This window comes from Ahrensia sp. R2A130 (genome assembly GCF_000179775.1).
Lineage (GTDB): Bacteria > Pseudomonadota > Alphaproteobacteria > Rhizobiales > Rhizobiaceae > Pseudahrensia.
This window is the reverse complement of record NZ_AEEB01000017.1, coordinates 279,836-292,791: the sequence shown is the minus strand read 5'-3', so window position 1 is coordinate 292,791 and position 12,956 is coordinate 279,836. Positions and strand designations below refer to the sequence as shown.

Genomic DNA, 12,956 nt, shown 5'->3' with positions numbered 1-12,956 from the left:
CAATGATGGCGCAGTATTGTGTCTGCATCCGTCCGACAGCAACTGCAGGGCAACCAAGTCGTTCTAAACGTGTTGGAACTTCTGCATCCCGCATTTGTGGGAAATTTTCGGCAAACCGCCTGCACAGCAAGGAATTTTCCCATGACAGCCATTCGTCCCGTTCGTAAGGCCGTTTTTCCTGTTGCAGGTTTGGGCACAAGGTTTCTGCCCGCATCCAAATCGGTGCCCAAGGAAATGCTGACGGTCGTGGATATGCCGGTCATTCAATATGCAGTGAACGAAGCAAAAGCCGCCGGTATAGAGCACTTCATATTCGTCACCGGGCGCAACAAGCACGTGATAGAAGATCACTTCGATCTCCAGCCGGAGTTGCAAAACACGCTGGCTGATCGCGGAAAACAAGACATGCTGGACGTGTTGGCAACACACCAACCGGAAGCCGGGGCAACCAGCTTTACCCGCCAGCAAGCACCACTCGGTTTGGGCCATGCTGTGTGGTGTGCACGCGATATTGTGGGCGATGAGCCTTTCGCCCTGTTGCTGCCCGACATGGTGATGAAAAGCCGTGACGGGCGCGAGTGCATGGAGTCGATGATGAACGTCTATCGCACGTCTGGAGGCAACGTTATTGGCGTTCAGGAATGTCATCCTGACGAGGTTTCAAGCTACGGCATCGTAGAACAAGGTGAAACCGTCGCTGGCGGGTTTCGCATTGATGGGATGGTGGAAAAGCCCTCCAAAGAAGACGCGCCTTCGAACCTCTATATCAACGGTCGTTACATCCTGCAGCCGGAGATTTTCGACCTGTTGGAAAATCAGGAACGCGGTGCCGGTGGAGAGATTCAGTTGACCGACTCGATGCTGCGACTGGCCGATAGTCAGGACTTCTTCGGCAACATCTTCACAGGCGAGACTTATGATTGCGGGTCGAAGGAAGGCTTTATCGCTGCCAATGTGTCATTTGCATTGCAACGTGATGATACCGGACCAGCAGTTCGCGAAATTATCGCAAAACTGATGGGCTAGCGCTGGACGCGAAGACCAATAAGCGCCGTTCTCGTAGTGGTGCTTTGTCGACGTCCAGTGCCATCATTCGTAAATTCGTAGTCAACTGTGCCGAAGATTGCTGCATTCCTGTTCAGGCGCCATTCTGTACCAGCCGCGACCTGCAAGGTCGTTTCATCAGCCTGCGAGCCTGTGAAATCCTGAAAGGCCAGTCCAGCTTGCGCATTGATTGACAGGTTTTCACGCAAGTCCTGCGTGACGCCCAAAGTACCAGCGTATGTCAATGAACCGGATTCGCCCGCAACAGTTGATGTATTGGCCTGCGTTTGGAGATTAGCAGACACCTGCGTAAAGCGGCGTGGAGACCAGTTTAGAGTGCCATCAAAGGTAAAGCCCTCAAGGTTTTCCAAACGTGGATCATCAAGCCGTTCGATGCGGTAGCCGAGTTCCGCAGAGCCGGTCCACTTTTCACCGCCGTCGAAAGCTACACCGGCGCGCAGTGCCAGAATGTCGGCTGTCCGCCTTTCACCGTTGCTATCCACTTCTTTGTCGAAGGCACGCCGCCCAATTTCAACTTCAGCATAGGGTTGAAGCACAGCGCTTTCGGTCCACGTGGTGCGAATTGCTGCCAATGCCAAAATGAAGTCACGGTCGCTTTGGTCCAACGTTCCACCACCAGACAAGGCAACATCTTCAGCCTCAAGCCGGTCCACGCTGCCGCGCAAAGTTACGCCCAGCGCACCTGGTTGATAGTCGAGTTGGCCACGCGCACCGTATTGCAGCAGCCCTGGTTCTTCGGAGACAGCGACGCCTGAAAGATTATTGCTGGAGATCGATTCCGTCGTCCAATTGGCGCTTACACCGTAAGTCGCGGTCAGTGCGCGGCTGTGGTCCAGACGCAGTTCAACGTCACCTTCCAGAGTTGGCGTGTCGTCGGCCTCAGTATCGAAGAACGTTTGATAACTGCCCGTGCCACGAATGGTCAGCTGATGGCGGCTCCAGTCGGAAATTGCGGTCAGATCCGCTTGGCTGCGGCTGAAACCAGCCGCGTCGGCCTCAGGCGTGTCGTTGGCATTTGTCGTATAACCAAACGATTGGGTCAGCACCGGAAACAGCGTGAAGCTGCCACGCCTTATGCCGAGTGGCGCGTAGGGATCGGCACCTGCGGTCGAGCGGTTGGCTTCTATCGGGTCAACGCGCGTGTTGGCCAAGGGCGTAACGCTACCGTCTGCCTGTAGAGTTCCAACTCTACCTGCCGGCTGGGCACGGCCCGTCGTCGGCACTTCGGCAGTATCAGCGTTTTGAAGTGGCTCAACCGACGCGCGCGATGCGTTGAGCTGCTGTTCGGCATTGGGATCGAAAAGTGGCTCCGCAAAAGCATCTTCGGTTGCCAATTGACCGGTTGTTGCTGCGCCATCAATGTTACCACGCAGCACCGTGTTATCGAGCGTACCCGCGGATTGTGCAAAAGCCGATACCGTCCACAAGCCCGCAACAAGTGCTGTTCCGCAAAATAGGTGGCGGATGTGGTTTGTCATAAGTGTGTCTCTTGCTGCGGCAAACGGGTCGTGACACGGGTAAGGCCACGGTTACCGAACCGTAAACAGGGATGGTTAACGAAATCTTCCTCACCTTCCCTCTTGCGTCCGTTTCTCCAACCGCTACGACACGGAAATGATAGAAAAAACAGACCCACGCGCTTCGGCGCTTCGCACGCTGGACACAGAAGCACGCGGACTTGCCGCTCTTCGCGATGCGCTTGGCAGCGAAATGGCTCCCGCGTTCCAGAAGGCGGTCGATACAATTGCCGACATCGGCGGACGCGTGATTGTGACCGGCATGGGCAAAAGCGGCCATGTGGCGGCCAAGATCGCTGCAACGCTCGCTTCCACGGGCACGCCCGCATTCTTCGTTCATCCCAGCGAAGCGAACCATGGCGATCTGGGAATGATCGCCCGCGATGATGTTATCGTCGCTTTATCGAAGTCCGGCGAAGCGATGGAGCTTGGCGGCACACTGGCTTATGCGAAACGCTTCTCAATCCCGTTGATAGCAATGACTGCTGACCCATTATCTACATTGGGACGTCATGCCGACGTTATCCTGCAATTGCCAAAGGTTGACGAGGCTTGCCCGCACAATCTCGCCCCGACAACGTCCGCTATCATGCAACTTGCCTTGGGCGATGCACTGGCTGTCGCTCTGCTAGAACATCGCTCGTTCTCAGCCAGCGACTTCAGCGTGTTTCATCCCGGCGGCAAGCTGGGCGCGCAACTGTCGATGGTTAGCGACGTCATGCACACTGGTGATGAGCTACCGCTGGTGCAAACCGGCACTCAAATGACGGAAGCGATTTTGCAGATTTCGGCAAAGGGTTTCGGCTGCGTCGGGGTTGTTCGCGATGGCCTGCTCATCGGGATTGTCACCGATGGCGACTTGCGGCGGCATCTTTCAACATCGCTTCTTGGCGAGATGGTGGACGATATCATGACCGCAGCGCCGCAGACCGTTGCGCCAGATTTGCTGGCAGCTGCTGCATTGGATATTTTGAACCGTCGCTCAATTACGACGCTAATGGTGACAGAAGACGGACGACCTGTTGGGATCGTCCATCTTCATGATCTGCTTCGTGTGGGCGTTGCCTAAAGCGGGGTAACCGTTAGTGCCCCGTCTTCGACGCCGACAACCTTCACTCGTGTACCGGCAGGCGCATCTACGCCGCGAACGCGCCACGTTGTGTCACCTATTCGAACGCGTCCAGCGCCGTTTTCCATGGCCTCCATCAACGTCGCCTCGCGACCCACATAACGACCTAAGGGGTCGTTCATGCGGCCCGCATCATCGCCTTCCACACCGGTTGGAAAGAATTTGCGGGCCAGCATTACGCTGAGGAGTGACAGGATCGCGAAGACGACGATCTGACTTGTCCATGACCAGTTATTTACCGCTGCAAATGGCAGCAACGAAGCAGAGCCGACAACCAAAGCGGATGTGCCAAACCACACGAGATAAATGCCAGGAACAAGCGCCTCGCCGACAAGGAGAGCAAAGCCCAAGATGAACCATGTCCATGGCCCGGCTGCGGCGATCATATCGATAAGCATGGCGATCTCCCTTCGTGGTTTTGTTTAGCTTTCAGTGTTGCGACCCACCGCTGGTGTGCGGCTACGGGCAGGTCGCGGTGATGATGCCGGTTTAGAAGCAGTATCGCCGAACACTTCCTTGGCAATTTCGCCCATACCAGCCAACGAACCAATGAGCGCAGTCGCCTCCATCGGCATCATAATAACCTTCTGGTTTGGCGCAGAGCCGATGGTTTGCAAGGCTTCTGTGTATTTCTGGGCGACGAAGTAGTTGATCGCCTGACTGTTGCCCTCGCCAATAGCTTGCGACACCAGACGGGTGGCTTCAGCTTCAGCCGCAGCTTCACGCTCGCGAGCTTCTGCTTCCAAAAATGCAGCTTCCTTTTGGCCTTCGGCTTCAAGCACTTGGCCGCGTTTCTCACCTTCAGCGCGCAGGATGGCCGCTTCGCGTTCGCCTTCAGCTTCCAGAATGCTGGCGCGCTTCAAACGCTCCGCCTTCATCTGGCGGCCCATGGCTTCCACTAGGTCAGCTGGTGGCTCGATATCCTTCACCTCAATGCGGGTCATCTTAATGCCCCACGGCGCCACCGCGTCATCCACGACATGCAGAATACGTGTGTTGATCTCATCGCGTTTCGACAGCAATTCATCGAGGTCCATAGAACCCATAACAGTACGCAGGTTGGTCATAGTGATATTGAGAATGGCGTTTTCCAACCCGCTGACCTCGTAAGAGGCTTTGGCGGCGTCCAGCACCTGAAAGAAAGTCACACCGTCGACTGCACAAGTCGCATTATCCTTGGTGATGATCTCTTGCGTTGGAACATCAAGAACCTGCTCCATCATGTTCATTTTCGTGCCGATTCTTTCGATGAACGGAACAATGATGTTCAGACCCGGCATTAGCGTCCGGTCGTAACGGCCGAGTCTTTCAACCGTATAGTGCCACCCTTGCGGCACAATTTTGAGGATTGATGTAATGATAACAACAAGCAGTACGGCAAAACCGATGAATGCGATGTCACTGAAAGCTAAATCCATGTCGGCAATCTCCCTTTTGATTGAATATGGGGTGCGCAGCGATTATTTTCAATAAAATCCGACGAATAGACGGCTGCTTTCGGCAGAACGGTTAAATCCAGCCCTGTAATTCTCGACGCACGATCGTCTCGATCAAATCGACACCTTCCGGCCCGTCATTGAGGCATGGAATGTGGCTAAAGTGCTCGCCACCATTATCCTCGAATTCCTCACGAACTTCCCCTGCGATCTCTTCCAAGGTCTCGAGACAATCGGAAGAGAACCCCGGGTTGACCACGCAAATGCGCTTCACACCTTCATGGGCCAGCTTTTCAACGGTCTTGTCAGTGTACGGCTGCAACCATTCTTCCGGCCCAAAACGGGACTGGAATGTTGTGATGAGAAATCCTTCATCCCAGCCCATGCGCTCTTTCAAAAGACGCGAGGTCTTCTGGCAATGGCAATGATACGGGTCACCCTTGGTGAAGTAGCTCTTCGGGATGCCGTGATAGGACGCCACAATATGTTCCGGCTTAAAGTCGAGACTATCGAGGTGCTTCTGGATCGAGATCGCAAGCGCATCGATATATGACGGATCGTCATGATAGGCTGGCACTGTCCGTGTGGCTGGCATCCAGCGCATTTTTTTCAGCGCATCGAAGGCCTTATCGTTCACGGTCGCCGTCGTAGCAGCGGAATATTGCGGGTAGAGCGGGAAGATCAGGATGCGCTCGCACCCTTTTTCCTGAAGTGCCTTCAACCGGCTTTCAATAGACGGGTTGCCGTATCGCATACCCCAGTCGATCTCGAGATGGCTGACATCGCCCATGCGTTCGGTGAGCTGGTCAGACTGCGAACGTGTGAATGTGCGCAGTGGCGATTCGTCCAATTCTTCGTTCCATATGGAAGCGTATAGCGCGCCTGATTTCTTGGGCCGCACATTCAAAATTATACCGTTCAGCAGTGGCCACCAGATGATCTTTGGCGTCTCGATCACACGGCTGTCGGACAGAAACTCCTTCAAATATTTCCGCATGTTCTTTTTGTCGTGACCGTCAGGCGTACCGAGATTCACAAGAAGGACGCCGATGCGGCCAAAATTCACTGCCGGATGTTCAGGCGGAAAAGCTTCGGCGGAGAGATCACGCTTAAATGCGGAAGGTCTGACGGGAGCATTCATGGCAATGGGTCCGTGGTCGGAGTTATGGCGCGATTACGCGGGCTTGCGACGCCATCCTCCCCGATGACACGCAGGATTGGTTAGCCCCCCAAGCCCGCGTGAGCAACCGTCAAAGGGTCGCGGCTATCCTCACTCTCGGTTGTCCCTGTCGACAAACCGATCAAACTCTTGCGCATGTTGCGAAGTGCGGCGCACGATAGGGCAGCCCAATCTCAAGGAGCCATCCCATGCCTACATCAAAACTCTTCAAAATCTTCGCGGCAGCTGGCCTCGCAGCCGGTGTGTCAGTTGCTTCGATGGCAACTGCACTCGCCGAAACGGTCAACGTATCATTCATCGTAGCCTCAGACATGGACACAATGTCCGGCAAGGAACGCGGTGGCGTTGCACGCCTAGCAGCGGTGGTGAAGGCCGAACGTGCCAAAGGCGGCAATTCTATCTTCGTCTATCCCGGCGACCTGCTGTCACCGTCGATCCTCGCAGGTTTCGACAAAGGCGCGCACATGATCGAACTGCTCAATATGTCACCACCAGATGTGCTGGTACCGGGCAACCACGAGTATGATTTTGGTCCGGATGTCTTTTTGAAGCGCATGAGTGAAGGCAAATTTCCGAAACTTGCCACCAACACATTTCAGGACGGCAAGCCGATTCCTGGTTTCGAAACCGCCATCATGAAAACATTTGGCGATCTGAAAATCGGCATAATTGGACTCACAACCGATACCACTCCAACGATCTCATCGCCCGGCAACATCACCTTCACTTCGCCGGTAGAGACGGCAAAGACCGAGGGCGCAAAGCTGCGTGAACAGGGGGCAGATGTTGTGGTTGCGGTTGTCCATACCGCGCAGAAAGTAGATTTTGATCTACTCTACAGTGCAGGCGTCGATATCGTTCTGTCCGGGCACGATCACACGCTGCACGTCTATTTCGATGGTCGTCGCGCGTTGGTGGAATCCAAAGAAGAGGCCGAATATGTGACGGTGATGAATGTCGCCTTCGACATCGGCGAAAGCCGTGGGCGTCGCTCAGTTAAATGGTGGCCGAACTGGAACATCATCGACACAGCAACCGTAACGCCTGACGCAGAAGTTGAGGCGAAGGTGGCGGGCTATGAAGCCACGCTATCGAAGGAACTCGACGTCGAGTTAGGAAATTCCGAAGTCGCGCTCAGTACACTTCGTATCGACGTTCGCACCAAGGAAAACGCTTTCGGAAACCTGACTGCAGACGCCATGCGCGTTGCGGTCGATGCCGACGTCGCGTTCACTAACGGGGGCGGTATCCGCGGCAATAAACAATACGATCCCGGCCACGTTATCACCCGTCGCGATGTGCTGGAGGAACTTCCTTTCGGCAACGGCACCGTGAAGCTCGAAGTAACCGGCGAAGTGCTGCAGAAGGCGCTGGAGCATGGATATGCTGCATCGCCAGAAGCTGCCGGTTCGTTCCTGCACCTGTCAGGAATGACGGCAACCATCGACACAGCAAAGCCTGCCGGTTCGCGGGTTATGGACGTAATGGTTGGCGACAAGGCCCTCGATCCAGCCGCAACCTACACGTTAGCGACCAACGACTTCATGGCCCGTGGTGGCGATGGTTACGCGATGTTGCGTGAAGGCAAAGTGTTGATCGACGCAGACTCGGCACAGCTGATGGCAAACGCGGTGATGGCTCGTGTACGCGATTTGGGCACACTGAAAACGGGCATCGATGGTCGATTGACCATAAAGTAAAGCGCCTCGGATAAAAACGAAGGGCCGTCCATTTGGGTGGCCCTTTTGCGTTTCGGATCAGGCTTCGTAATCGCGAGTGTCGTCTATGACCTTGCCATCGTTGGGCAGCGCATCGACAAGCTCAACCGTGCCAGAAAGACCAGTGACGGTGCGGATGCTGGAGGCAATGGCTTCGGCATCAAGGTCGCTGCCTGTCACCTGCAAGTGCATTGAATCACTTGCACCATCGCGGCTCACAATCAGACGTCCGGCGGATGCGCCCGCATGGCTGGAAATGATGTCGGCCACCTGTTTGGGGTCAACAAACATGCCCTTCACTTTGGTGCGCTGGTCCGCCCGGCCCATCCACCCCTTGATACGCATGTTGGTGCGACCACAGGGTGACGGCTCATCTAGCACCGCCGAAAGATCGCCTGTTGCAAAGCGCACCAACGGGTAGGTTTTGGAAAAATTGGTAACCACCAACTCGCCCACCTCGCCCGGAGCAACGGGATCGCCCGTCCCGGGACGAAGGATTTCGACAATCAATCCTTCGTTGACAATCATGCCATCGCACAGTCCATCGGGACCTTTGGTTTCGTATGCAATCACGCCCAAATCCGCTGTGGCGTAGGACTGCATCACGTCCACCCCACGCTCACGATATTCCTCGCGCATGGATGGGAACAGCGCACCGCCAGACACCATCGCACGCTTGATAGACGACAGATCTATGCCCGTTTCATCGGCCTTATCGAGCATAACCTTTAGATAGTCCGGTGTGCCGGTATAGGCGACGGCACCAAAATGGTTTGCCGCCTGAACTTGTTGCTCCGTACCTCCAACACCGGCTGGAAACACCGTGCAACCAAGCGCCCGCAATGCTTCGTCAAGAATGAACCCGCCCGGTGTTGCGTGATAGGAAAGCGCATTGTGCACCATATCGTCACTTCGGAAGCCTGCAGCATAGAGTGCCCGCGCGCCACTCCAGGGATCGGCACCTAGCCCCTGTGGCTCCCATACCGGACCGGGAGAAACAAAAACACGCGTTCCGGTGAGGTTGGCAGCAACCGCAAAATCGCCAAAAGGAGGTTGGGTTTGCTGCGCCTTCATAAGGTCGGATTTTCGCAAAACAGGTAGTGTCGCCAAAGCCGTACGGTCTGTAATCGCTGTCAGATTTTGGCCTTCCAGATGCCGTGCGAGACCCGGCGCACCGGTTACCGCTGTTTCTAAATGCTCCGGCAGTGCGACAAAGAGATTGCGCTCACGCAATTCCGGGTCACGGGTGTCCATCTCGTCATACATGTCGGTGATGGGAATATCGTTAGTTGGCAGATCGGCCATGCCGGTCTCCTATCTGAGAATGCGAATCCAGCGCGCCAGATCGATGAGGCTCATCACGGCGGCTGAAACATAGGTCAACGCAGCAGCCTTCAGTACCGAGCGTGCGGCGGGCAAATCGCTATCTGCAAGATATCCGCCCTCCTTCAAGATTGGCAGCGCCTTACCAAAACTCGCGTCATATTCCACGGGAAGTGTGACGAGGTGAACGAGAATGCGGACAGCCAACAACGCGATACCAATTGCTGCAAAACCGATGAACGCCGCAGGCGTTCGCGCCAACAAGCCAAGCACTGGCGCGGCAAGAAAAAATATGGAAGCGATCTTGTCTGTCGCCATCGCGAATTTGACCATGCGATGCCGACGTTTGAGCCCGGCTTCGCCATTGTGATCCTGCATGGCATGGCCGACTTCGTGGGCAGCAACAGCAACCGCGGTGAGGCTTCGACCTTCGTAATTCTGCTGGGTAAGCCGCACGGCTTTCGCTTCACTGTCGTAGTGATCGCCAGCGTCAGTCTGTTCGACAGTGACGCCTGTGACGCCAAAATGTTTGATCAGATGCTCGGCGAGTTCTGCGCCAGTGCCCGGCAAATCTGGACGGTCAGCAGAGTGTTGGCGCATCTGTCGTTTGACCCACAGCTGCGGACCAGAGATCAGAAAACCAACCAACACCACGCCAATAATTCCAACCAGCAGCACTTAAGCAGCCTCCATTGTCACATCCCGATAAGCGGAAATAGCTTGCAGAATGACATTCACATCCGCGTCGAGACCGGAAAGATCGACCTCTACATCCTTCGCCTTTCCGCTGCGCTCCCATACCGACAGGATCAACCGAAACTCGTTCTCAGCACGGCCCAATTTCACTTCGCGAATATCATCCCAAAGCAAAGCCTGGCTGGAACGGCGAGCGTCGAAGAGACCGTCCGGACGAATGGCAACCACGATTTCACGGCGCAGATAACGCCAGATCATGGCAGCAGAGCAGAACGAGAAGAACAGGATCGCCACAACAGACGCGATGATTTTCGCATCAGCAAAACCAGCGAGCCTTGCAAACAGCCAGACGAGGAATGACATGATCGCGGTTAGCCCCACTGCGGTGGCGACCGAACGTCGAAACCCTTGCTGCGAGTAGCGGTATTGCGTCTGCATCAGTCGTTCCTGTTGCGCCGGGAATTCAGTTCAAACGTCTCGCCCTTAAATAGGGCTTGCTCGCGTCAAACCAAGAGTGAGCGATTGATTAGGCACATTTGCCGAGCAATGCGGGATCAAGCCAACCAGCGCTTGCGACGCTTGTAGTGCTTTACATCGCGGAAGCTCTTACGGCCTTCGCCTCCGACACCGAGGTAGAATTCTTTTACATCTTCGTTCTCGCGCAGGGCAGCGCCCTCACCGTCCAGAACGACGCGACCGGACTCTAGAATGTACCCATAAGTGGCGTAACGCAGTGCGATGTTCGTGTTCTGCTCAGCCAGCAGGAAAGAGACGCCCTCGTTGGAATTCAACTCTTTGACGATTTCAAAAATTTCTTCCACCAGCTGCGGCGCAAGCCCCATTGAAGGTTCGTCCAGCAGGATCATTTCAGGACGAGACATAAGTGCACGACCGATGGCGCACATCTGCTGTTCACCGCCCGATGTGTAACCAGCTTGTGACGACTTCCGCTCACGAAGGCGCGGGAAATAATTATAGACCATCTCGAGATCGGCCTTCACGGCAGCAGCACCATCCTTGCGGGTGAACGCGCCAGTGAGGAGATTTTCTTCAATGGTCAGATGACCAAAACAATGGCGACCCTCCATCACCTGAATGCAGCCACGGCGCACAAGATCGTTGGGAGAAAGCGACTGAACCTCTTCACCTTTGAAGAGAATGTTTCCCTTCGTCACCTCGCCGCGCTCCGCGCCCAAGAGGTTCGAAATAGCTTTGAGAGTAGTGGTTTTACCAGCGCCGTTTGCGCCAAGAATAGCAACGATACCGCCACGCGGCACGGTCAGCGAAACGCCCTTCAGCACCAGAATGACATGATCGTAGATGACCTCGATATTGTTAACGTCCAATATTGTGTCGACCGGTTCGGTAGCCGGGACTGTCGTCGTACTCATTTCGGCACTCATGGCGGACCTCTCAATCGGTGGTGCAAAACGGGGCGACCTTTACAGGCCGCCCCGCTGCAATTCTTAGATCTGCTTTACACGCTTAGTTGCAGGTCTGACCTTTCCAATCCGGCTTGTCGGAAACGTACTTTGCAGCAGCTTCTTCCAAAAGCGGGCGGGTCACGTCGAGCATTGGCGCAATCTTGTCGGAAATCTTCACGAACTGGTCGCCATCCCACTGTTGGATGAAGACACCACCGCCACCTTCGTGGTCCTTGCAGGAACCTTTGAGCGGGCCGGTGAAACCTTCGAGACCAAGCTCTTTAAGACGGGCTTCGGAGATGTCGATCTGCTCCAACCCATCACGCATCTGCTCGCCGGTCAGCGTCTTAGTGTTGTGGATTTCCTGCGCCTTGCGGATGGCTTCGGCGATGATGACCGCGTTGTACATGCCGCGGTTGTAGAGCACGTCGCCCACCTTGTCGGCATCGGCCTGAGACTTACCGGCATCAACAACATGCTTCTGGATGTCGGCAATAACCGGGAAGCTGGTTCCCACGCCAGAGAAGTTGGCTGCTTTGTAGCCTTTGCCTGCAGCACCCACCGGATCGAGATCAGCGTTGGCACCGGCCCACCAGTTGCCGATGAACTTATCGAGTGGAAAGCGGATCTTGATTGCTTCTTTCACGGCGGTCGCGTTCATTGCGCCCCAGCCCCACATGACCATGTAGTCGGGGCGTTCTTTGCGCACGTTCAGCCATTGCGAACCTTGGTTCTGCATGTCTTTACCTGCGACCGGGAAGCCGACCCACTCAAAGCCCATCTGTTTGGAAAGCGCTTCCAGAACAGGAATCGGCTCGCGGCCGTAACCGGCATCGAGATAGAGGAAACCGACTTTCTTGCCCTTGATCCCGCCTTCAGCAGTGGAGTCGATATATTGCAGGATCGACGACATCTGGTTCCAGTAGGACGTTGGGTAGGTGAAGGTGTAAGGGAAGGTTTCACCCACACCGCCAGCCGACAGGCCGTAGCCCATGGTGAGCAGCGGAATTTTGTCTTCCGTTGTCTTGGGGATCAGTGCCAACGTGATGCCGGTGGACAGTGGCGTATAGACCAGCGGATTATTGCCTTTGGTCGCTTCGTAGCACTCAACGCCTTTCTGGCTGTTGTAGCCGGTCTCGCACTCTTCGACCCGCACCTTGATGCCGCCAATGCCGCCATCGCGCTCGTTCAACATCGTGAAATAGTCGTTGAAACCATTGGCGAAAGGAATGCCACCGCCGGCGAAAGGACCGGTCCGGTAAGACAGGTTCGGGATGTAGTGTTCGTCAGCAGCAAAGGATGCTGTTGCTGCGCCACTTGCCAATACGGCGGTGGCTGCAAGCCCGAGGATCGCTTTCTTCAAAGTCATGTCATTCTCCCAGTGTTGCCCCGCAATGTGGCGGGGAAAGTCGTTGAGGCACCCTCCCGGCGCCTGTTTTGTTGAGCGCTTTGCAGCCCTCGTGTTTGC

Annotated in this window: 12 protein-coding genes; 3 read left to right on the top strand and 9 right to left on the bottom strand. The window is 55.4% G+C overall.

Annotation, left to right across the window (positions count from 1 at the left end; genetic code table 11):
• Positions 1-141 precede the first annotated feature (141 nt).
• The gene (locus tag R2A130_RS10605) at positions 142-1,026 is read left to right on the top strand and encodes a UTP--glucose-1-phosphate uridylyltransferase (protein ID WP_009758046.1); all 885 of its coding nucleotides are present in this window, start codon (positions 142-144) and stop codon (positions 1,024-1,026) included.
• Here R2A130_RS10605 and R2A130_RS10600 read toward each other — a convergent pair.
• The gene (locus tag R2A130_RS10600) at positions 1,023-2,543 is read right to left on the bottom strand and encodes an outer membrane beta-barrel protein (protein ID WP_009758045.1); all 1,521 of its coding nucleotides are present in this window, start codon (positions 2,541-2,543) and stop codon (positions 1,023-1,025) included. The genes R2A130_RS10605 and R2A130_RS10600 overlap by 4 nt on opposite strands.
• Before the next feature lie 136 nt (positions 2,544-2,679).
• Here R2A130_RS10600 and R2A130_RS10595 point away from each other — a divergent pair, with 136 nt between their 5' ends.
• Positions 2,680-3,651: an SIS domain-containing protein gene (locus R2A130_RS10595; protein ID WP_009758044.1), complete on the top strand. Its 972-nt coding sequence runs from the start codon at positions 2,680-2,682 to the stop codon at positions 3,649-3,651.
• On the opposite strand, the gene R2A130_RS10590 is transcribed toward R2A130_RS10595, so the two are convergent.
• The 3 genes from R2A130_RS10590 to hemH all read right to left on the bottom strand — a co-directional run bounded on the left by R2A130_RS10590 (position 3,648) and on the right by hemH (position 6,288).
• The gene (locus R2A130_RS10590) at positions 3,648-4,109 is read right to left on the bottom strand and encodes an NfeD family protein (protein WP_009758043.1); all 462 of its coding nucleotides are present in this window, start codon (positions 4,107-4,109) and stop codon (positions 3,648-3,650) included. The genes R2A130_RS10595 and R2A130_RS10590 overlap by 4 nt on opposite strands.
• A gap of 24 nt (positions 4,110-4,133) precedes the next feature.
• Complete coding sequence (locus R2A130_RS10585) at positions 4,134-5,129, bottom strand: SPFH domain-containing protein (protein WP_009758042.1); 996 nt, start codon at positions 5,127-5,129, stop codon at positions 4,134-4,136.
• 91 nt (positions 5,130-5,220) lie between these two features.
• On the bottom strand, positions 5,221-6,288 hold the full coding sequence (gene hemH, locus R2A130_RS10580; protein WP_009758041.1) for a ferrochelatase: 1,068 nt from the start codon (positions 6,286-6,288) through the stop codon (positions 5,221-5,223).
• Positions 6,289-6,515: 227 nt separating this feature from the next.
• Between hemH and R2A130_RS10575 the strand changes: the two genes are divergently transcribed.
• Positions 6,516-8,027, top strand: coding sequence for a bifunctional UDP-sugar hydrolase/5'-nucleotidase (locus tag R2A130_RS10575; protein WP_009758040.1), 1,512 nt, complete (start codon positions 6,516-6,518; stop codon positions 8,025-8,027).
• Between the two features lie 57 nt (positions 8,028-8,084).
• Here the strand turns inward: R2A130_RS10575 and R2A130_RS10570 are convergent, their stop codons facing one another.
• The 5 genes from R2A130_RS10570 to R2A130_RS10550 all read right to left on the bottom strand — a co-directional run bounded on the left by R2A130_RS10570 (position 8,085) and on the right by R2A130_RS10550 (position 12,857).
• Positions 8,085-9,350, bottom strand: a complete 1,266-nt coding sequence (locus R2A130_RS10570) for a phenylacetate--CoA ligase family protein (protein WP_009758039.1) — start codon at positions 9,348-9,350, stop codon at positions 8,085-8,087.
• 9 nt (positions 9,351-9,359) lie between these two features.
• On the bottom strand, positions 9,360-10,046 hold the full coding sequence (locus tag R2A130_RS10565) for a zinc metallopeptidase (RefSeq protein ID WP_009758038.1): 687 nt from the start codon (positions 10,044-10,046) through the stop codon (positions 9,360-9,362).
• Entirely contained in the window at positions 10,047-10,502 is a 456-nt protein-coding gene (locus R2A130_RS10560) for a hypothetical protein (RefSeq protein WP_009758037.1), read from the bottom strand.
• A gap of 116 nt (positions 10,503-10,618) precedes the next feature.
• Positions 10,619-11,455: an ABC transporter ATP-binding protein gene (locus tag R2A130_RS10555; protein ID WP_198008700.1), complete on the bottom strand. Its 837-nt coding sequence runs from the start codon at positions 11,453-11,455 to the stop codon at positions 10,619-10,621.
• Positions 11,456-11,549: 94 nt separating this feature from the next.
• Positions 11,550-12,857, bottom strand: a complete 1,308-nt coding sequence (locus R2A130_RS10550) for an ABC transporter substrate-binding protein (protein WP_009758035.1) — start codon at positions 12,855-12,857, stop codon at positions 11,550-11,552.
• Positions 12,858-12,956 lie beyond the last annotated feature (99 nt).